Source organism: Dyella psychrodurans, assembly GCF_003363265.1.
GTDB classification, from domain to species: domain Bacteria; phylum Pseudomonadota; class Gammaproteobacteria; order Xanthomonadales; family Rhodanobacteraceae; genus Dyella_B; species Dyella_B psychrodurans.
Genome location: NZ_QRBF01000003.1, coordinates 85,366 through 105,662, shown reverse-complemented (window position 1 = coordinate 105,662; position 20,297 = coordinate 85,366). Strand labels below are relative to the sequence as shown.

At 64.0% G+C, this 20,297-nt stretch carries 14 protein-coding genes; 4 read left to right on the top strand and 10 right to left on the bottom strand.

Going from position 1 to position 20,297, the window contains the following annotated elements; all coding sequences use genetic code 11:
- Positions 1-10: 10 nt before the first annotated feature.
- Positions 11-1,849 (top strand): monovalent cation:proton antiporter-2 (CPA2) family protein, encoded by a 1,839-nt coding sequence (locus tag DWU99_RS09540; protein WP_115477812.1) that lies wholly within the window; start codon positions 11-13, stop codon positions 1,847-1,849.
- A gap of 142 nt (positions 1,850-1,991) precedes the next feature.
- Positions 1,992-3,095, top strand: a complete 1,104-nt coding sequence (locus tag DWU99_RS09535; RefSeq protein WP_115477811.1) for a glycosyltransferase family 9 protein — start codon at positions 1,992-1,994, stop codon at positions 3,093-3,095.
- Between the two features lie 72 nt (positions 3,096-3,167).
- Here the strand turns inward: DWU99_RS09535 and DWU99_RS09530 are convergent, their stop codons facing one another.
- A complete protein-coding gene (locus DWU99_RS09530) occupies positions 3,168-6,635 on the bottom strand; it encodes an ankyrin repeat domain-containing protein (protein ID WP_115478158.1) in 3,468 nt (1,155 codons plus the stop codon).
- Between the two features lie 67 nt (positions 6,636-6,702).
- Positions 6,703-6,993 carry a YcgL domain-containing protein gene (locus tag DWU99_RS09525; RefSeq protein ID WP_115478157.1) on the bottom strand — a complete coding sequence of 97 codons (291 nt, stop codon included), beginning with the start codon at positions 6,991-6,993 and terminating at the stop codon, positions 6,703-6,705.
- 250 nt (positions 6,994-7,243) lie between these two features.
- On the opposite strand from DWU99_RS09525, the gene DWU99_RS09520 reads away from it, so the two are divergent.
- A complete protein-coding gene (locus tag DWU99_RS09520; RefSeq protein WP_115477810.1) occupies positions 7,244-8,659 on the top strand; it encodes an OmpP1/FadL family transporter in 1,416 nt (471 codons plus the stop codon).
- Between the two features lie 99 nt (positions 8,660-8,758).
- Here the strand turns inward: DWU99_RS09520 and DWU99_RS09515 are convergent, their stop codons facing one another.
- From DWU99_RS09515 to DWU99_RS09485, 7 genes are read right to left on the bottom strand one after another with little or no spacing between them, the layout of a single operon-like run.
- Positions 8,759-10,174, bottom strand: a complete 1,416-nt coding sequence (locus DWU99_RS09515; protein ID WP_115477809.1) for a coniferyl aldehyde dehydrogenase — start codon at positions 10,172-10,174, stop codon at positions 8,759-8,761.
- Positions 10,175-10,180: 6 nt separating this feature from the next.
- Positions 10,181-12,664, bottom strand: a complete 2,484-nt coding sequence (locus DWU99_RS09510; RefSeq protein WP_115477808.1) for a TonB-dependent receptor — start codon at positions 12,662-12,664, stop codon at positions 10,181-10,183.
- A 57-nt stretch (positions 12,665-12,721) separates the two neighbouring features.
- A complete protein-coding gene (locus DWU99_RS09505) occupies positions 12,722-13,909 on the bottom strand; it encodes an MFS transporter (RefSeq protein WP_199535752.1) in 1,188 nt (395 codons plus the stop codon).
- A gap of 48 nt (positions 13,910-13,957) precedes the next feature.
- Entirely contained in the window at positions 13,958-14,593 is a 636-nt protein-coding gene (locus DWU99_RS09500; RefSeq protein WP_115478156.1) for a class II aldolase/adducin family protein, read from the bottom strand.
- 5 nt (positions 14,594-14,598) lie between these two features.
- Positions 14,599-16,074 carry an aspartate aminotransferase family protein gene (locus DWU99_RS09495; protein WP_115477807.1) on the bottom strand — a complete coding sequence of 492 codons (1,476 nt, stop codon included), beginning with the start codon at positions 16,072-16,074 and terminating at the stop codon, positions 14,599-14,601.
- Entirely contained in the window at positions 16,071-16,736 is a 666-nt protein-coding gene (locus tag DWU99_RS09490; protein ID WP_115477806.1) for a class II aldolase/adducin family protein, read from the bottom strand. The genes DWU99_RS09495 and DWU99_RS09490 overlap by 4 nt, the downstream gene beginning before the upstream one ends.
- The gene (locus DWU99_RS09485; protein ID WP_115477805.1) at positions 16,733-18,361 is read right to left on the bottom strand and encodes a xylulokinase; all 1,629 of its coding nucleotides are present in this window, start codon (positions 18,359-18,361) and stop codon (positions 16,733-16,735) included. The genes DWU99_RS09490 and DWU99_RS09485 overlap by 4 nt, the downstream gene beginning before the upstream one ends.
- Before the next feature lie 88 nt (positions 18,362-18,449).
- Here DWU99_RS09485 and DWU99_RS09480 point away from each other — a divergent pair, with 88 nt between their 5' ends.
- Positions 18,450-19,130: a TetR/AcrR family transcriptional regulator gene (locus DWU99_RS09480; RefSeq protein WP_115477804.1), complete on the top strand. Its 681-nt coding sequence runs from the start codon at positions 18,450-18,452 to the stop codon at positions 19,128-19,130.
- A gap of 62 nt (positions 19,131-19,192) precedes the next feature.
- On the opposite strand, the gene DWU99_RS09475 is transcribed toward DWU99_RS09480, so the two are convergent.
- Positions 19,193-20,245 carry an NAD-dependent epimerase/dehydratase family protein gene (locus DWU99_RS09475; protein ID WP_115477803.1) on the bottom strand — a complete coding sequence of 351 codons (1,053 nt, stop codon included), beginning with the start codon at positions 20,243-20,245 and terminating at the stop codon, positions 19,193-19,195.
- Between the last annotated feature and the right edge of the window lie 52 nt (positions 20,246-20,297).

Genomic DNA, 20,297 nt, shown 5'->3' with positions numbered 1-20,297 from the left:
GGTAGCTAGCGTGGATAGCCATCATTTCCTGCAAACAGCCGTGGTTTTCCTGCTGGCGACGGTGATCGCCGTACCGCTCGCCAAGCGGTTCCGCCTTGGTGCAGTGCTGGGTTACCTGGTGGCGGGCATCGTCATCGGGCCGGCGGAACTGGGATTGATCGCCAACCCCGGCGGCGTGGCGGCCATCTCCGAATTCGGCGTGGTGCTGATGCTTTTCGTCATCGGCCTGGAACTCTCGCCGCAACGTTTGTGGGTGATGCGCCGCGCGGTGTTCGGTACCGGCCTGTTGCAGGTGTTCGCGTGCAGCGCGGTGATCGGCGTGATTGCTTATGCGTGGTTTGGCCTGCCGTCGGGCGCGGCGGCGATCATCGGCGGCAGTCTCGCTTTGTCGTCGACCGCATTCGGCTTGCAGATCCTCGCCGAGCGCAAGGAGGCCGGAACGGCCTATGGGCGCCAATCGTTCGCCATCCTGCTGTTCCAGGACCTGGCCGCGATCCCCCTGATTGCCGCCGTACCGTTGCTGGTGGCCACGCCGAGCAGCCACGGTATCGAGGTGCTGGCCGTGCTTCGCACGGTGGCCGTGATCGTTGCCGTGGTGGTGGGCGGGCGTTACCTGTTGCGTCCGATCTTTCGCATCGTCGCGCGAACCGAGTCGGTGGAAGTATCGACCGCCACCGCCTTGCTGGTGGTGATGGGCACGGCCTTGCTGATGGAAGAGACCGGCGTGTCGGTCACGCTGGGCGCCTTCCTCGCGGGTGTGCTGCTCGCCGATTCGGAATATCGCCACGAACTGGAATCGAACATCGAGCCGTTCAAGGGGCTGCTGCTGGGGTTGTTCTTCATCAGCGTGGGCATGTCGATGCAGGTGCAGCTGTTGCTGCAGGCGCCGTTGCTGGTGATCGGGCTCACGCTTGCGCTGATGCTGGTCAAAGGCCTGTTGCTGTGGCCGTTGGGACTCACGGCGAGCGGATTGAATCGCGGCGATGCGTTGCGTTTGGCTGTGCTGCTGGCCAGCGGCGGCGAATTCGCGTTTGTCGTGCTGCGACAGGCGGCGGAACGCGGACTGATTGCCGAGCGGCAAAGCGGATTGCTGGTGCTGGCGATCACGCTGTCGATGGCGTTGACGCCCTTGCTGGTGGTCGTCACCGGCAAGCTGCTGGGCAAGCAGCACAAATCCGAGCCGCCCCGTCCTTACGACACCATCGTGGCCGATCAGCCGCGCGTGATCATCGCGGGCTACGGCCGCATGGGGCAGATCGTATCCCGTGTGCTGCGCGCGAGGCACATTCCGTTCGTCGCGCTGGATCACTCCGTCGAACAGGTGGATCTGGTGCAGCGCTTCAGCCGGACCAACGACATTTTCTACGGCGATCCGGCGCGCCCTGAATTGCTGCGTGCGGCGCAGGCCGACAAGGCGCACGTATTCGTGCTGGCTACCGACGATCCCGAAGAGAGTTTGCGTATCGCGCGCGTGGTGCGTCGCCACTACCCCGATCTGAAAATCATTGCGCGTGCGCGCAATCGCCAACACGTGTGGCGGCTGATGGATTTAGGCATCGACGAGCCGATTCGCGAAACGCTTTTTTCGAGCCTCAAGATGACGCGCAAGGCGCTCGAGGCATTGGGCTTGAGTTCGGAAGAGGCGATTGCCGAGGTCGAGAATTTCCGCCGCAAGGATGCCGAGCTGATGAAGATTCAATATCTGGTCTACGACGACGAAGCCAAGCTGGTGCAGACTACGCGCGAAGCCTTGGCCGATCTGGACAGGCTGTTCGAGGCCGATGCCGAAATCAAGGCGCCCTCCGACAACCGCCCCGATGCGGATACGCCGCTGGTCGGTGAGCGCTAGCGCTGTAGGACGTGGCCAACGTCTTCACGGTGTCATCCCTATAAGGGATCGTAAAGTAAGTTCCGCGCAAGAAAGCTGCGCGCATGGAATCGGCACGTCAATGGCGTAAACCAACATCGAGCACACCGCGTTTCACCTGCGCATGTCTACGTCCTCCTTACGCCCGCTTGTCATCCGCTTCGGTCGCCTTGGCGACACGCTGCTGTTGCAGCCCTTGCTGCGCAGGCTGCATGCCCGCTATGGGCAGCCCTGCCAGTTGTTCGCCATCGGCAAATACTCCATCGAGTTATATCGGGGGCAGCCCGATATGGCGGATGTGATCGCGCTCAAGGCGCATCATCGACCGTTTCTTTTGAGTCCCGAGCAATGGCGTGCCGTGCATGCGCTGCGTGCAATGCGGCAGGTGCCTGTCTATGTCTGCGAGCCGCAGCCGCGCTCGCTCGCGCGAATCCGGCTGCTGTTGAAGCTGGCCGGCATTCCCGACAATCACTGTGTGTTTCTCAACGACATTCCGTTGCAGCCGGGCGAGCATTGGATCGAGCATCTGCTGCAGTTGGCCGACACCACGCCGGCGGCGTTCCGCGCGTCATTCGGCGATGTCGCACGCGCGACCGCGGCGATGCCAGAGCTGCTGGTCAGCGCACAGGAGCGCGCGGAGTGCGATCGCTGGCTGGTGCGGCGCGAGTTGTTCGGGCACCCGCTGGTGCTGTTTCAGCCGGCAAACAAGCGCACCATCCGCTGGAACGGTGTGCGAGCGGCGAGCGACGACGACAAGCAGTGGCCGATCGCGCATTGGGCGCGTGTTGCCAGCGCGATTCACGCTCAGCTGCCCAATGCCAGGATCTTGTTGTGTGGTGCACCCAACGAGGCGGCGTATCTGGAAGGCATCCGCCAGGGAATGGCGCAGCCCGGTGTCGAAGTGGTCGCCACCGAATTGCCGCTGCCGAGATTGAAAGCGTTGCTGGCGATCGCGCACAGCATGATTTCGGTCGATACCGGGCCTGCGCATATCGCCGCGGCGATGGGCTGCCCGCTGGTGGTGATGTTCGGATCGGTGTCGCCCGCCCACTGGACGCCGCGTGGCCGTACGCCCGACGCCGTGCATGTGCTGGGCGGTCCGCCGTTCAATCGCGTGGATGCGATTGCGCCCGATGAAGTGATTGATGCGTGGCACGGATTGCCGGCGCGCACGTCGCTGGTGCGGCAAGCAGAGGCTGTGTCGGCATCCGCTCAGACGCGCGTCTAGAACGCGGTGATGCGTTGACGAAGCTCCTCCCCTGCAAGCAGGGGAGGGAGTGCTTGCGCGTTCTGCGAAGCGTTACGAATCCGACGGTTGTGCCGGTTGGCGCAGCGTTTGTCGCACGCTGGGAATCGCGCTGCCACGGGCCGCCAGTTCGTGCGCGATATCGACAAAGCCGATGTGTCGCGCCACATCCGCCGCGGTGCGGCCGAAGCTGTCCACAGCGTTGCGATCGGCACCGCGGGCGAGCAATACGCGAGCCGGCGGCAATAGGGCGTGCATGGCGCATGCATGCAGCGCGGTCACGCCGCGCTTGTCTGCGTGGTCGACGCGCGCGCCTGCATCCAGCAGCACTGGCAACAAGGCACCGATGTGTGTCGGGTCGCATTCGCTGCCTGGGCGCAGATGGGCGCCGAGCAGCAGTAGAAGCGGGGTTTTGCCTTCGCTGTCGACCAGATTCGGATCGGCCTTGCGCTTGAGCAACGCGTCGAACAGGCGGCGTGCGCGCAGGCTGTCGTTCTGTTCGAAGCCGAACTGCGATCCGGCGTGCAGAGCACTGTGTCCGCTTGCATCGATGGCGTTGGCGTCGGCACCGGCGTCCAGCAACTGCTCGGCAATTTCCGGATAACCCTGTACCGCGGCGATCATCAGCGCCGTCGCATCGCCGGGCAGGCGCTGGTTCACATCGACGCCACGTTCCAGCAGGAGTGCGACCAGTGCCTCGCGACGTGCCGCGACAGCCGCGGCGAGGGGCGTCATGCCGTTGCTTGCGCTGGCGGACAACTCGGCGCCTGCATCGATCAGTGTGGCCGCCACGTCGCGATGACCGGCACCGCAGGCATGCAGCAGCGGGGTGGCGCCTTGTGCGTCGCGCGCATCGACAGGAAAGCCCAGTTCCAGCAGGCGCCGCACGGCGATGTCGTGGCCCTGCTTGGCGGCTTGAATCAGGTCGTCACCGCGTAGCGGGCGGCGCGGGCGCTGCCAGCCGCTCCAGTCGAGCCAGCGTTCCAGCACGGGGTGTTCGAGCGCGAGGCCGAGCGGCGTTTCACCATTCACGTCGACCGCTTCGGCATCCGCACCGTGCGCGACGAGCGCGCGTACCAGCGGAAGCGCATCCGCGCCGTGTTCCAGTGCGGCGAACAGCGGCGTGCGTCCGTTGCTGTCGCGGCAATTCGGATCGCAACCGCGAGCCAGCAAGGCTTGCAGCAGATCGAGCTGGCCGTTGGTCGCGGCCAGATGCAGCGGCGCGCGCTCGCGTTCGTCGGTGCCGAAGGGATCGGCGCCACGCTCATGCAAGGCAAGCGGCAGGGCGGCACTCTGTGCGGCGTTATGCGTACGCGCCAGCGCTTGTGCCAGCAACCCCGCGCCGGCAGGACTGGCGCCTGCGTCGAGCAGATCCTCGACGGCTTCGGTGCTTTCGGGCAGCAGCGACAGCAGGGCGTCGAACAGGCGGCGACCCAGCGACGGCAGCGTGGGATGCTCGCTGTCGAGGTCGTCGATCAGTTGCGGCTGCAGGCGCGCTTCGGCTTGCAGGCCGTGATCGAGCAGCCAGCGTCGCGCGGTGCTGAGGCCGGGTTCGGTGAGATCCAGATAGAGCTGCGCCAGTTGCGCCTGCGACCACTCGCGCACGCGCGAGCTGAAGCTGGAGACGATGGCCCAGTGGCCGAAGCGCAGCGCGTCGAGAAGATGAGCCGGCGTATCGGCACCTTCGGAAATGCTGCCGAGATCGAGGGTGGTGGGCAGCGGCGTATCCGGATCGAGCAAGGCGACCAGATCCCAGCGTCCGCTGGCGGCGGCATGATCGAGCGCGCTGCGTCCGTCGCTGCCGGGCGTTTTCGGTTCGGCACCGAGTGCGAGCAGCGCGCGGATCGTTTCGGCTCTTGCGTGCGGCGACTGGCAGGCCAGCGTGAGTGCATCGCGGCCGTGATGATCGCGGGCGCTTGCATCGGCCTGTGCTTGAGCGAGTTGCTGCACGACGCCGTTGGCGCCGGCGCGCGAGGCTTCCATCAAGGCCGTGCTGCGGTGATGGTCGACCAGATTCACGTCCGCACCCGCGCCGATCAAGGTGCGCGCGATCTGCTCGTGCCCCTCGGCGGCGGCGGCCATCAGGGCACTGCGTCCCTTGGCGTCGACGGTATTCACGGGAGCACGATGCTTCAGCAGCAACTTCACGCCCTTGACGTCGTCGTCGGCGATCCCGGCTGCGGCGACCAGCGCCGGTTCGCCCTTGGCCAGCGACGCCTTGGCGCCGCGCTCGAGCAGGAATTGCACCACCGGCCAGTTCGCGGCGCGGCAGGCGATCGACAGCGGGCTGGCGCCGGCCTTGTTGAGCGCGTCGGCCGATGCGCCCGCATCCAGCAACATCGCCGCCACCGTGGGTTCACCACTGAGCACGGCTCCGTGCAGCGGCGTATTGCCGTCGGCATCGGCGACGAGCGGATTGGCGCCGTTGGCGAGCAAGGTCATCACGGCATCGGCGCGGCCATGCCAGCTGTCGCGGGTGGCGGCGAGCAACGGTGTCAGGCCGCCGCTGGCGCGGTTGACGTCGGCGCCCTTGATGATCAGCGCGCGCAACAAGTGCGGATCGGGCAGCAGCGCGGCCAGCATCAGCACCGGACGCTGATCGCGGTCGCCCTCTTGCGGTGCGGTGTCCGGATCGGCGCCTGCCTCGACGAGCGCGAGCGCCCGCGCGATGTCGCCCTGGCGCGTCGCGGCCAGCAGCGCCTGTGCCTGTTCGGGCGCGCCGGCGGTACGTTCCTGCTCGCTCAACTGAAGCGTGGAGACGGATGCTTTCGCTCCCGCTGTTGCAGGTTGGGTCGATGCGTCCTTGCGGTGTCGCGGACGACGGCTTTCGCACAGCATCACGCGCAACGTGCGATTGGCGATCAGCAGGCAGCACAAGGGCAGCACCACCACGGCGTACAGCACCAGCGCCGCGGTGCGCATCTCCGAAGGCAGCACGCCATACAGGCCGCTCAACGAGATCGCGGAGAACGACAGAATCAGCAACGACAGCGCAGCAGGTAAAAAGTGGCTGAAAAAATGCTCTTCGCGCGAGAGGTGGCGACCGAAGGCAATGCTGCGCGCCATCGCGGTGAATAGCGACGAGCCGTCATGGCTTCCATGCGCGGGATAAGCGTCATCCCACACGAACACCAGCGCAAAGGCGGGCCACAATCGCCACAGCACCATCAGCGCCACCACCAGCGCCGCGGCCAACAACAGGGTGGCTCCCAGCGTCGGGTGCTGGGTGAGGTGCAGCATCGGCCACGCGATCAACATGAACACCAGCGCCACGTAGCACGTGAACATGGCCACGTGCGCGCCGCCGCGGCGCGATACGGTGGCCGAGAAATTCGGTTCAGGATCGAAGCCGATGGCGTGGCAGACCGCGGCCATCGTCAAGGTATTGGCCAGCAGCAGCGGGATCAGCGTGAGCGGATGCGCGCCGATGGCGGCGGCGATACCTGCCACGATCAATCCTGGTACGAACCAGACGAGGGAAGTGAGTGCGGAAGATGGGCGGCGCGATTTGATAGGTGGCATGTCGGCGAGTATAGGAACCATAGGCGCGTGAGACGGTAATCACTTGTTAACGACTATGCGTCCACATCTACTCTTCCTGGCGCTTGGGTGTTGCTTCCTGGTCTGCCGGGTTTGCCGATGCCAGTGCTTCTTGCGGTGGCAGTTGCAGGTGCCAGCCTTGGGCATGGAGATGGTCCATCACCACGTGTGCGTCTTCGTACGGCAAGCGTCGTTCCGCATGCAACTCCACTTCCAGGACAAAACGGAGATCGCCCAGCATCAGCGCCAACGGAGCGGGCAGCGCCTGGAAGTTGTCCTTGCGGTTCAACCACAGATAAGTGTCGGCCTTGCGCTGGCTGGCATAAACGAAACAATGCATGGCGGTGCCCGCGGAAAGACGTATGGGCCCGAAGGTTAACAGCCCAGGTCGCCAGCGTCGCCCGCGCAACGCGCGGCTGTGTTGCGCGTAGTCAGGTTTGGATGGCTGCGCCGATTGCTGCGACTGCACTTGCATGCCCCGACCCGAGTCGGCACAGTGCCCGCCTGGGGTATCAAACGCGCGTATGAATTTCTGTTCCGCTGGCCCCTGCCACACCCGATGCCGTCAACATAATAAGCAGGAGCCCTTGATGCACATGCTTTCCCGCAACACCCTCCGTGGTGCCCGTCCGCTTGCCCTGGGCGCGCTGGGCCTCGCCATCGCCGGTGCGCTTGTCGCTCCGCAGCAAGCCCACGCCAGCGCCTTTCAGTTGAAGGAAGACAGTGCGCAGGCCATGGGCCGCGCCTACGCCGGCTCGCTGACTGCGGGTGGCGATGTATCCGTGGTGGCCAACGGCCCGGCGGCGATGACCGACCTCAAGGGCACCTATTTCGAGGCGGACGTCACCGCCATCAATTTCAGCTCCCAGTTCTCGGGCAGCGCCCACGACGTGCTCGGCAATCCGATCAGCGGCAACAATGGTGGCGACGCTGGCACCACCATGCCGGTCCCGGCTTTCTTCTTTGAAACCCAGGTCAGCGATCGCTGGCACGTGGGCGCGGCCTTTACCGTGCCGTTCGGCTTCAAGACGGATTACAACAACGACTGGGTCGGTCGCTACAACGCCATTTACTCCAAATTCGAGTCGCTGGACGGCACGCTGTCGGCGTCGTTCGACGTCACCGACAACCTCAGCATCGGCGGCAGCGCCATCGCCCAGCGCACGACCGCCACGCTGACCAATGCGATCAACTTCGCCAGTGTCGGCCTCGCGCTCGCCGGCCCGGGCAGCAAGCTCAACCTGCCGCCGAGCTTCGTGTACGGCCTGATTCCGCCGGGCACCGACGGTTCCGCGCGCATTACCGGCAGCGACTGGGCCTGGGGCTGGCAGCTGGGTGCCTACTACAAGATCGATCCGAAGGATCGCCTTGCGGTGAACTACCGCTCCAAGATCAGCCATCGCCTGCAGGGCACGGCTGATTTCAACGTGCCGCAGAGCGTGTCCACGCTGATCAACCAGCTCGCGCCGGCACTGGGTCTGAATACCGCCAACCTGCCGTTCCAGAACACCAGCGGCACGGCCGATTTCACCACGCCGGCGGTGACGACGGTCAGCTACTGGCACCAGGAAGACAAGTTCGGCTTCGGCGCGGACGTGGCCTATACCCAGTGGGACGTGTTCAAGAACCTCACCGTGAACTACGGCAATCCGGTCCAGCCGTCCACCACGCAGGCGTTCGATTGGCACAACTCCTGGTACGCATCGTTCGGTGGCGAGTACTACCTCACCGACAAGCTGACCGCACGCGCCGGTATCGGTTTCGACAGTACGCCGACATCGGGCGCGACACGTGACGTGCGCGTGCCGGACGAGTCGCGCAAGCTGCTCTCCGTGGGCTTGGGCTACAAGGCGAGCGAACATCTCTCGCTCAATGCTTCGTACGCGCACATCTTTGTCAACCGTGCGGCGATCAGCAACGACATCAGTGCGACCGAAGACGTCATCACCGGTACCTCCGACGACTACGGCAACCTGTTCGCGTTGTCGGCTGTCTACAAGTTCTGATCGGTTGTCGCGTAGAACAAAAAAACCTCCCCGTTTGCGCGGGGAGGTTTTTTATTTGCAGTCGTGTCGATGTTACGCGTATGAATGAGCGTCTATGAATCAGCCTCGACGCAGCAGGATCTCCAGCATCTGCCGGAAACGCTTGCCATAAGGCGGATTGAGCAACCCAGTGCCATTGAGACGTGCCTGACGAAACACCGGCTTGAAGTGCGAGAACGTCCGGAAGCCTGCTTCTCCGTGATATCCGCCCATGCCCGAAGGTCCCACGCCGCCGAACGGCAGGCCATGTTGCGCGATGTGATACAGCGTGTCGTTGAGACTGACACCGCCCGCGTGCGTGCGCGACAGCACCTGATCGATTCGAGCCTGGTTTTCCTCGAACAGATATAGCGCCAGCGGGCGCGGGCGCGCGACAACGTAGTCGATCGCATCGCCGAAGTTGTCGTAAGGCACCAGCGGCAACAGCGGCCCGAAGATTTCTTCCTGCATCACCGCCATGTCGTCGTTCACGTCGGTCAGCAGCATCGGCGTAAGAAGGCGCTGCGTGGACTGATCGATGGCATCGCTCAAGCGTTCGCCGCGCGCGCCCGCGGCCACCGCGCTGTCGCGCAGGCCGGACAGGCGTTGATAGTGGCGGTCCGTGGCGATACTTGCGTATTGCTTGCTGCTGGCGATGTCCGGATACAGGCGCTTTACGGTGTCGCGCGCGGCGGCGGTAAAGCGGTCCACATCCGCGCGCGGCAGCAGCACGTAATCCGGCGCGATGCAGGTTTGCCCCGCATTGACCATCTTGCCGAAGACGATGCGTTCCACCGCATGTTCGAAACGCGCACCGGGGCCGATGATGGCCGGCGACTTGCCGCCCAGTTCCAGCGTGACGGGCGTGAGGTTCGCCGAGGCGGAGCGCATCACGTGATACCCCACCGCCGTAGAGCCCGTGAACAGCAGATGATCGAACGGCAGTCCGGCGAAGGTTTGACCTACTGACGCATCGCCGTTGACCACGATCACTTCGTCGGGCTGAAAATGGCGTGCGACGAGGTCGGCGAACAGCTCTGAAAAGCGCGGCGTGTATTCGCTCATCTTGACCATCACGCGGTTGCCGGCGGCGAGTGCGTCAACCATCGGACCCACGGCGAGGAGCAAGGGATAGTTCCACGGTACGATGATGCCGACCACGCCCAGCGGCTGTGGCCGCATCTCCGTTCGTGCGGGCAGAAACGCCAGGCTCGCCATCGAGCGCTGCGGCTTCATCCAGCGCCGGCCGTGACGCAAGGCATGGCGAATGCCCGAGACGCTGGGAAAGATCTCCAGCATCTCGGTTTCCTCGCGCGGGCGGCAGCCGAAATCCGCGTTGATCGCCTCGGCGATCTCGTCGCGGTGCTGGAGAACCACGGCTTCGAGCGCGCGCAGCCGCCGCTCGCGGGTCTGCCATCCCGGCAGCGGATCGCGCGATTGCACCTCGCGCAGGCGCTTGAGTTCACTGGGCAGGTCGAGCGTGTCTGGCTTGTTCATGGCGGCTCAGAATTTGGCCCTCAGTTCCACACCGTATACACGTGGTGGCGTAATGACTGCGTAAGGCGTACCAAAGTCGTTGGTGGCGTCGTTGCCGATGCTGACCACGTAGCGCTTGTTGAACATGTTGTTGACGTACAGCCCCACGCCCCAGCGCTGGTCAGGAGTATGCCAGTCGAGACGGGCATCGGTGCGTTGAGTGGAGGTCCCCACGCTGAACAGCGGCGTCGTAAGGCAGGTGCCCTGGAAACCCGAATCCGCGTTGCAGCGGGTGGGGCCGCGGTAGGCGTATTGCATGCTGAACTCGAGGTTGCCGTTGTGGACCCCGAACCAGGTGTAGTCAAAACCCGCGGTCGACGAGAAGAACGGTTCTCCGGTGGGCTGCCCCGCGAGATTCGCTCCCGAGGTGGAAATGCCCTTGATATAGGTGCTGTCGATGTACGCACTGGTGAAGTTCAGGCGCAGCGAGTCGGCCGGCTGCCACTGCGCTTCCACATCCAGGCCGTGCGCGTGCTGGTCGCTGGTCATCACGGTATAGAACGGCACGCCCGAACCGGTGTAGTTGGGATCGAGGACGGACGATTGCAGGTTCGTGTAGCGGTAGAAGTACGCCGATGCGTTGAAGATCAGGCCATACTCGGGCACCACGGTCTTGATGCCGCCTTCGTAGTTCCACACTTTTTCCGGCGCGTACAGCGAGCCTACTTGCAGGCTGTTGTAGCCGCCCGCCTTGTAACCCTTGGTGACGGACATGTACGCCATCACGTTCGGCGTGAACTTGTAGCTCAATACCGCGCGTGGGCTGAAGTCATGCCAGCTGTGATTGGCCTGCACCCATTGCCCCACGTCGTTGGGAAACACGATGTTCGTGCCGAATGCATTCAGCGCTTGCTGCGCATCGGGTGGCAGCAGGCCGAAGATGCCAGTGGATTTGAGCTCGGCGACGGTCTGGTCGAAGGCGGTGGCCGTGCGTAGTGGCGTGAGCCACGTGAAGTCCTTCTGATCTTCCGTGTAGCGCAGGCCGGTGGTGAGGTCCAGCTTGTCGCTGAGGTGCCAGATCACGTCGCCGAAAGCGGCATACGCCTTGAACCTGCCGACGTTGTTGATTTCCTCCTGCCACGGATCGCCCAGCAGGTTGTACGGCAGGCCGAACGACTGCAGTCCCTGGGTAATCTCGGTCAGCGGCAGGCCCTGGTTGTCTACGTTCTGCGCCAAGGTATCGAGGCTGTTGGTGTTGGTATTGACCACGCTGCTCTGGCGCGCCTGCTCCGAATAGAAGCTCACGCCCGACACCCAGTCCATCAGATCGTTGTCGCCGGCCAGCTTGAATTCCTGGTAGTAGCTGTTGTTGTGCTCGATGTTGGTGGTGGCCAGGTAGCTGACGACGTGATCGGTACCGTCGTTGTCTTCGGCGTTGTAGGTGTTGAAGTGACGCCACGCGGTGGTGGAGGTAAAGCTCCCCCATGGGAAGGAGTGATCGATGATCAGCGTGGAGCCGTCGAAGTGACGCCACTCGGCCGCACCGATCGCATCGTTGTAGAGCGGTGCGGTCAGCGGGTTGAGGTAGGTTTGCGGATTGGGCGGAAACGGCGGGCGCTGGTTGGTGTCGTTGGACAGCGCCACCAGCCCGATGGCCGGTCGAGGGGGCTGATCGAGCCGTTCGTGATCCCATGACCACAACAGGCGGGTATCCGGCGTGATGTTCCAGCGGTACACCATGCGGCTGCCCCAGTCGTCGTTCTTGCCGTAGTGCTGGCCGGTCGCCTGGTCCTTGATCCAGCCGTCGCTCTGGTTGTCCAGCACGCTGACGCGCAGCGCCATGTCCTTGTTGATCGGAATGTTGACCAGCGCGCTTTCGTAGCGTTCGCCATCGTTGCCGTAGCGCAGCACCGCCTTGCCTTCGAACGTATCGGTGGGTTCGTTGGTGACGATGGAGATCGCGCCGCCCGCCGCGTTGCGCCCGAACAGCGTACCCTGCGGACCTTTCAGCACTTCGATGCGGTCGATGTCGTTGAACGCCAGCAGCGCGCCGCCGGAGCGCGCGGCATAAACGCCATCGATATAGACGCCGACGGCCGATTCCGTGCCGATGCCGAAATCGCTCGTGCTGATGCCGCGCAGCGAATAATTCGGCTGTGTCGGCTGGCTGCCGTCCACGACGAGCCCGGGCACGAACAAGGAAATCTTGCTCAAGTCCGTGGCCGCCTGCGTGTCGATCTGCTTGGCCGTGAGGATCTGCAGCGGAATCGGCACCTGTTCCATCTGCTGCGTGCGGCTTTGCGCCGTGACCGTGATATTGCCCAGTTGCTTGGCCTGGCTTGCGTCAGGCGCAGACTTGTTCGCAGCGGGCTTGGTGGCAGGCGGATTGTTGCCCGTGTCCTGCGGCGCTCCGTGCGCGCCGGACGACCAGAATGCGCAAAGGAACAGCGCTGCACCACCGAACAGTGCTTGGTGCATGCAAGTGGAAAGCGTACGTTGCCGCATCGTCATGTTGTTCTCCCCTAAATTCTTCGAATGGCATCGCCCCTCAAAGTCGATGCATCGGGTTTATTTGATGTGCTCGCCCCCGGCCAAAACCCCTCTCCCATTGCCGGAAGGAGCGCGATACTTCACCAACAAAAGTGCCACTACCACGCACACCGCGAATCCCGCCGCGATCAGCGGTATGCGCTGAACATCGTCGCCGTGCACGCTAAAAGAAGCCGCCAGCGGCCCGAATCCGGAGCCCAACAACTGGGCCGGGGGCGCCAGCAGGGCGATGCGCCCGCGCGGATCGATATCGAACGCGAGCCGGATGTGAAACGGCAGCTGGAACAACCATACAAAACCCAACACGGCGCACAACGCCGTGAAACCCCATGGACTGGGCGAAGGAAGGCGATGGATGGCCATGCCGATGACCGCCACGATCGCAGCGCTGAACGCCAGGGCCGGCATGATGCGCCATCGGCGCACCGCCATCGCGGCGACGCTGCCGCCGACAACCTGCATCAGCAACACCAGCGCGACCAGCGTATCCGCATTGCGGCCGATGACGCCTGCGTTCCTGCTCAGCGGTTCCAGGTAAGCCCAAAGCGTACCGATCGCGCTCATATGCGCGAACGGCACCAGCAAGGCAAAAAAGCCGCGCAGGGAAACCACCGAAGGCATGATGGCATCGGTATGCGATCCAACTTGTCCGGGTAGACGGTAGCTGACCAGCAACGGCAGCAGACAGACCAGCGCCAGCACGACGAATCCCGCCTGCCAACCCAGGAAATGGAGCGGAAGCCGGGCGATCGCGAACATCACGAACGCCTGCGTAAGCGTCTGCACCGTGAGGAAGATGCCGGCCAGTCGATCCGGTTCGCGCGAGCGCACGATCACGATGGTGGTAATCCAGAACAGGCTCGCTTCAAGCAGGCCCGCCATCACGCGCACGGCGGTGCAGGCGGCATCGCCATGCACCCTCAGGGTCAGCAGATTGACTGCCGCCAGCAACACGCAGCCGACGATCGCGACCGGGCGAATGCGATGCAAAGGCAACAGCTTCTCGGCCAGTACGACGCCGATGCCGAGCGAGAAAATTTCGCCCATGGCGACGATGCCGACGCCTTCCATCGAAATGCGTCGCTGCTCGATCAACGTACCAAGCAAAGCAGGTTGCAGCCCGAGCATCATCAGCGCCACGCAGCCCATGGCGAGGGCCGCTACGACTTCGGAGCGACGAAAGCTGATCGAGACCGATGTCGTCATGGGCGTATCTCGCTGTTGTGCGCTCGGGGCCGTTGCATATCGCTCACCTCAGTAGCCTTTCACTTCTTCAGGTAGCAATCCTTGTGCGAAACGTTCGCCGGCACGCCGCTGGTCCTTCTTCAGGCGTCCGTTGGCGATGCGGCATACCCACCAGGGCAAGGTGTGGATCGGCGCGCCGGTTGCCGTGGCCAGCACATAAGCCTTTGCGCATTTCTCCAGCAGTTCGGCGTTGAGCACCAGACGTTGTGCGGTGCTGCCGAACACAAGCACGGTGTGCCCGCAAACCCATGCGTTGCCGCGCGTCGCCAGGCAGCGCTGCGCACTGGCTTCGGGATCGCCGGCCATCTGCGCCAGCGGCAACGATGCGCGCCCCAGATGCCGCGCCTGTTCGTCGAACACTTGCGGCAGGTCGCCGCCGAAGTCGCCAAGGCTGCGGCCATAGAAGCCGCCGCCCAAGGCAATCGCGCCGATGTCCGCGCGAGCGCGATAGGCGGCGGCATGCCATGCGTGTTCGGTGTTCTCGTTGCCGCTAGTAAGCGGTACGCGCGACGGCGTCTTTCCTGGCGCGCCCAGCAACATGTCCTGCGTGCCGGGCAGCCGCACGGATACGCTGGCATCGGCGCCGAGCAGATGCTTGCCGTCCAGGCGATGTATCGCGTCTTCGAGCAGGTTCGAGAGCGGCATCGGCGTCACACCAGTTTCAGCACGTCTTCGAAACGATTGAGCGCGTCGTCGATCACCGCATCGGTATCGGCGAGGCTCGTATAGATGCGGCTGCCTGCGAGCGTGATCAGGCCATGCGCCGCGTAGGCGGCACCCATCTCCTCCATCATGTGCTTGCGTTGCCTGGCTTCGTTCTTAAGGCGCACGAGCTTGAGCAGGTTGCTGGTGTCCAGCAGCATCACGCCGGATGTTTGCAGGTGCACGATCGAGCCCATGTTGTAGGCGACATAAGGCAGGCCGAGGCGCTCGATGATCTGCTCAAGACCCTGGCGCAGGCGATCGCCCGCGCGACCGGCTTTCGCTGCGGCATCCGTGCGCTGGATTTCCTGCAACGCGAAATAACCCGCTGCGCAAGACAGCGGATTGGCCGTGAGCGTGCCGCCGACGAACGCGCGCTTGGCGGTCGTGCCGATGCCGCCGACCAGCATCATCATGATCTCGCGCTTGCCACCGATCGCGCCGGCCATGGGATAACCGCCGGTAAGGCATTTGCCGAGAATGGTGAGGTCGGGCGTGACGCCGAAATACGCTTGCGCTCCGCCCATGCCGGCGCGGAAGCCGGTGACCACTTCGTCGAAAATCAGCAGCGCGTCGAACTCGTCGCACAACCGGCGAAGCTGCGCGTTGAAATCCTTGGTAACGGGCCGCGTGCCGCTTTCGGGGCCGAACGGCTCGACGATGATCGCCGCCGTGCCGCCGCGCAAACGGTTCCACTGCAATTTGCGCCGGATCGCCGCCAGATCGTTCGGCAGGCTTTCCTGCGTGGTGGCGGTTGCGCCGCGCGGAATGCCGATGGCTTCCATGCGCCCGGTATTGGGCAGGCGCATGCCGTAGACCATCTGATCGCTCCAGCCGTGATAGCCGCCACCGATCTTGATCACGCGTTTCTTGCCGGTATACGCACGCGCGAGACGAATCGCGCCCATCACCGCTTCGGTGCCCGAGCCCATCATGCGCAGCATGTCGACGCCGGGCATTGCGTCGCACACCAGTTCCGCGAGTTTGATCTCGTACTCGTGCAGCAGGCCGGTGACCGGGCCGCATTCCTCCAGCAGCGCGTGTACCTTCGCGCGCACGTCGGGATAGTTGGAGCCGAGCAGGGTAGGTCCGCCGGCTTGCAGAAAGTCGATGTAGCGATTGCCGTCCGCATCCGTCATATGCGCACCGCTGACCTGCGTGACCGCAAGCGGGAACGGATAGTTGAAGGCGAGGTTGTGTTGCACGCCGCCGGGAATGACGTGCTTGGCCTGCTCGGCCATGCGCTTGGAGGTCTGGCAGCGTTGCTCGAAATAGTTGAGCACCTGTTCCATCGCATCGCGCCGCAGCGGACGGATCGGTTGCTTCACCAGCGCATCGAAACGACGGTAGAGCGCGTCGGTGTCAGGCCATTGGGAAATGGCGCTGCTCGCCGGAAGGGTGTCGGAAGTCTGTTTGACGTTCATGCGATCAACTCCTGAACAGGATGCGCGTCAAGCGTGGCGATCAGTTTCCTGAGCGCGCCTTGCTCGGGCGTGGCGAGCGCGGCGCGGGCCGCGATGCGTTCGCGCAGATAGGCCGTGGCCAGTGCTTCGAGTGCGGCGATGGCTTGCAGCGCGCGTTCGGGGCTGGCGCCGCAGCAGATCGCGCCATGCGTGCGAAGCAGATAAGCGTTGACGTCCGGGCGCAGCACACGAGTAAGTTTGCTGGATAGCCAACGCGTGCCGGATGGCGCGTAGCCTGCGATCAGCACCTGCGGTCCAAGCAGTGCCTGGTGGTTCGCGCGTTGAACAGGCAGCGGCTGTCCAAGCAGGGTCAAGGCACTTGCCGCGGGTTGGTGCGTGTGGATGCTTGCGCAGCAATCCGTGCGCTTGCGTAGCAACTGCGCGTGCATGCCGGATTCCACCGAAGGCTTGCGCTCGCCGTCGACCTTGGACAGGTTGCGCAAACGCAGTACGCAGATGTCCTCCGGGCCCATCTGGTAATAATCGACGGCCGATGGCGTTACCACGATGTGTTCATCGTCCGCGCGCAAGGCCAGGTTGCCGCCGGTGGCGGCAAAGTAGCCGTGGTCGGCCAGCAGTACGCTCATCTCGACGACGCGACGACGAATGGACTCGAATTTCATCGCGGCGGACTCCGGTGCTGATTGAGGCGGCGATAGATCGGCGCGAGTTGCCGATGCAATTGCTTGAATGTCCCGAAGCAATCGTCGTAGAGGCCGCGCAGGGTTTGGCGCGGTTCGAAGCGTTGCCGGTGCCGGCATAGTGTCGGCACGTCGTGATACGTCAGTTCGCCCAGGCCGATGCCCGCAATGAAGGCCGCGCCCAGCGCATTGGCCTGGATCGGCGCATGTGGCTGCTGCACGACCATGCCGGTGACGTCGGCGATCATCTGGCACCACACATCCGACTGGCCGCCGCCGCCGACGATCGTCATGGCGCCGCCGCGTTCGCCGCCGATGAAGTCGAGCATCGGCTCCAGCATCCAGCGCGTATTCAGAGCCACGCCTTCCAGGAAAGCGCGAATCATGTCTTCGCGCGTGTGTTCCAGCGAAAGATTGAACAGGCCGGCGCGCAGATGGCGATCGTCCACCGGCGTGCGTTCGCCGAGCAGCCAGGGCATGTAGATCAGTCCGCGCGATCCCGGCGGTACGCGGTCGGCGATGCGATCGAGCAGCGGATAGACGTCCATGCGCTGGTCGTCGCCCAGCAGTTCATCTGCGTGAAACAGGATGCGATCGCGCAGGAACGAGAGATTGCCGCACGCCGTGGTCTGCATCGCCATGGCCAGATAGCGATCCGGTTGTGCGCAGGGAAGCGATGCGATGAACGCGTTGATGTCCGTGCGCTTTTTCGGCATGTGCGCGCCGAGCCAGGACGAGGTGCCCAGATACAGATGCAGTTCGCGATCGCGCACTGTTCCCGCGCCAATCGCCGCCGCGGAATTGTCGATGGCGCCCGCGACGACCTTGGTGTCTGGCGCAAGTCCCAGGGTTTCGGCGACGGTGGGCAGCAGATGACCGATCACTTCCGTTGAATGCACAAGCTCGGGCAGCTTGTCGCGCTCCACCCCCAGCATGCGCAGCAGGCGCGCGTCGTAACGCACCTGCGAGAGATCGCGGTTGTCCGTGGCCCAGGTGGTGAGTGCGGAATCGTAGGTTGCGCAAAACCGGCCCGTGAGACGCAGGTTCATGAAGTCGAGCGCATTGAGAAACTTGCCGGTGCGCTCGACCAGCGACGGTTGGTGATCGTAGAGCCAGGCGATGTGGCCGGCGGGATCCTTGCCCGACAGCGACGGCGCACCGCCGGTGAGTCGCAGCCAGCGCGCGAGCTTGAGCGGACCGTAACCCTGGATGTTCAAGCGCCCGCTGCGTGCGCGCCGACGGATCGCATCCGCTCCGCGCATGTCGACCCACAGCATCGCGCGCGACAGCGCGTTGCCTTCGTCGTCTACCGGAATCGTGCATTCGCCGAAGGTCGAGCAACAGACGGCGATGACCTGCTGACGACGGCGAGCATCCGCGGCGAGCAATTCCTGCGCACCATCGAGAAAGGCGTGCCACCAGTCTTGCGGGTCCTGTTCGACGCCCAGCTCATCCACCAGGTGCAGCGTGACGGCGCGGAAGGTCCAGGCCAGCACGCGGCCGTCCATGCCGATGAGCGCGCACTTGCAGCCGGACGTGCCCAGGTCGACCGCGAGAACGAGGCGGTCGTTGCCGGAAGCCGTGGTGGCCTGCGCCGTGCTGGGCATGAATGACTTGCTCCCCAAAAAGATAGTATTAGCTACAATATAGTTCTAGCTATAATTCACGCAAGCCCCAAAGCCAGGACCCACGTTCGTGCCAGCCCCGACCAAGAAGCGGCCCCGCCCCGGCGCCAAGCGCCCCAAGCTCGATCTGGCGCTCAAGGTGACGCCGGCACAGCCCCGCGCCGCCGAAACCTACGAACATTTGCTGGATGTCACGGCCCAGGCCCTGGCCGAGGTGGGCTTCGAGCAGCTCAGCACCAATCTGGTCTGCCAGCGTGCCGGCCTGTCGCCGCCCGCCCTGTATCGCTACTTCCCGAACAAGTACGCCATGCTGCATGAGCTGGGCTTGCGCCTGATGCACCAGCAGAATGCGTTGCTTGCGCAGTGGCTGACGCCCGCGGCGTTTGTCTCGGCCCGGCATCTGGAAGATGCGCTGACGGGGTTGCTGCTGGAAACCTACGAGATCACGCGCAAAACCACGGGCGGCATCTGGATCATGCGCGCGCTGCGCGCGATTCCCATGTTGCAGGATGTCCGGCTCGAATCGGCGACCGAGGTCGCGACTCAGGCCACAGCGCGTTTGATTGAAGCTTTTCCGGATATCCCGGTGGGCGAACTGCAACTCATCAGCCGCGTGGCGGACAGCATGGCCTTCGCGGCGCTGGAAATGCTGTTCGACGATCCCGCGCTCGATGCGCCATCCGTAATGCGCCTCGTCGCCGCGAGCCTGGCCAGCAACATCCAGCGCCTGCAGGGCAACGCGGCGCGCTGAGTCATATCGGCGCGTGTTTCCGCGCGCACGTTGTTGAGCCATGCGGGACATCGCGCACCGATTCACGCCGTGGCACCCGCGCGTTGTGCGGCCCAGCTGCGGTAGTGCTCATGCAGCGTTTGTTCGATCGGCCGATAGACGACGCCGAGTTCGTCGATGCTTCTGCGGTTGTCCACCTTGAAGCGAATCCCCAGGTGCTTGCGGATGTAATCCTGCGTCAATCCGAAGAACGGCCCGATCAGCCTGACCACCGTGTCCGGCACTTGATGCTTGGGCAGCAACCAGGGGCGCCGGTGAATCTTGCGGACGATCTTGGAGATCTCCGCGAAGGAAATCATGTCTTTCTCCGCAAGGATGTAGCGTCCTTGCGCCTGCGGCAGGCGCGCCGCGTGGATGTGCGCCGTGGCGACTTCGCGAACGTCGACCGTCGTCAGGCTCAAATTCGGCATGCCGTAAAAGAAGTAGCCCTTGAACATCTCGTCGAGCAGAAACAGGCTGCCCGACTCCGAAGCGGGCGTCAGCGACGGCCCGAGAATCATGCCGGGGTTGATGGTGACCAGGCTCCAGCGATCCTGCGCGCGGCACATGCGCCAGGCTTCTTTCTCGGCCTCGACCTTGGCGTAGTGGTAAGGATTGTTTTCGATCGTGCTGCTGGTGTTGAAGTAGCTTTCCGCAAGCGTCTGGTCCTTCATGCCCAGCACATCGATGTAATCGCCAAAGATGGCGCCGACCGTCGAGGTCATCACCACGCGTCGCACGTCCTTTGACCGGTTCACGCTGTCGAGCACGTTTTGGGTGCCGAACAGTGCGGGTTCCAGCATTTGCCGCTTGCCGTCCTTGATTTTTTCCGGCAGCAAAAAGGGCGATGCAATGTGGTGAACGACGGTGCAACCCTTCAGGGCGGTATCGAAAGAACCTGGCGCGAGAAGATCCGCCTCGAACAGCTGCAATTGATCGGGAAATTGCTGTCGCAGCTGACGCAGAGGGCGAATCTTGGCTTCGTTGGCAAGACTGCGCACCGTGGCGTGAACGGCGTCGCCGGCCTGGAGCAGCTGCTGAATCACATGGCTGGCCACGAAGCCGCTGCCGCCGGTGACCAATGCCGTTTCTTTCATGATGCTCCAGGGAAGGGACGATGATGGCGGTCGTTTTGCACTTCAGTCGCTC

Excerpts from the sequence above, each read along its gene's own strand:
- DWU99_RS09535 (WP_115477811.1), top strand. The coding sequence starts at position 1,992 with ATGTCTACGTCCTCCTTACGCCCGCTTGTCATCCGCTTCGGTCGCCTT.
- DWU99_RS09530 (WP_115478158.1), bottom strand. The coding sequence starts at position 6,635 with ATGCCACCTATCAAATCGCGCCGCCCATCTTCCGCACTCACTTCCCTC.
- DWU99_RS09525 (WP_115478157.1), bottom strand. The coding sequence starts at position 6,993 with ATGCATTGTTTCGTTTATGCCAGCCAGCGCAAGGCCGACACTTATCTG.
- DWU99_RS09520 (WP_115477810.1), top strand. The coding sequence starts at position 7,244 with ATGCACATGCTTTCCCGCAACACCCTCCGTGGTGCCCGTCCGCTTGCC.
- DWU99_RS09515 (WP_115477809.1), bottom strand. The coding sequence starts at position 10,174 with ATGAACAAGCCAGACACGCTCGACCTGCCCAGTGAACTCAAGCGCCTG.
- DWU99_RS09510 (WP_115477808.1), bottom strand. The coding sequence starts at position 12,664 with ATGACGATGCGGCAACGTACGCTTTCCACTTGCATGCACCAAGCACTG.
- DWU99_RS09505 (WP_199535752.1), bottom strand. The coding sequence starts at position 13,909 with ATGACGACATCGGTCTCGATCAGCTTTCGTCGCTCCGAAGTCGTAGCG.
- DWU99_RS09500 (WP_115478156.1), bottom strand. The coding sequence starts at position 14,593 with ATGCCGCTCTCGAACCTGCTCGAAGACGCGATACATCGCCTGGACGGC.
- DWU99_RS09495 (WP_115477807.1), bottom strand. The coding sequence starts at position 16,074 with ATGAACGTCAAACAGACTTCCGACACCCTTCCGGCGAGCAGCGCCATT.
- DWU99_RS09490 (WP_115477806.1), bottom strand. The coding sequence starts at position 16,736 with ATGAAATTCGAGTCCATTCGTCGTCGCGTCGTCGAGATGAGCGTACTG.
- DWU99_RS09485 (WP_115477805.1), bottom strand. The coding sequence starts at position 18,361 with ATGCCCAGCACGGCGCAGGCCACCACGGCTTCCGGCAACGACCGCCTC.
- DWU99_RS09475 (WP_115477803.1), bottom strand. The coding sequence starts at position 20,245 with ATGAAAGAAACGGCATTGGTCACCGGCGGCAGCGGCTTCGTGGCCAGC.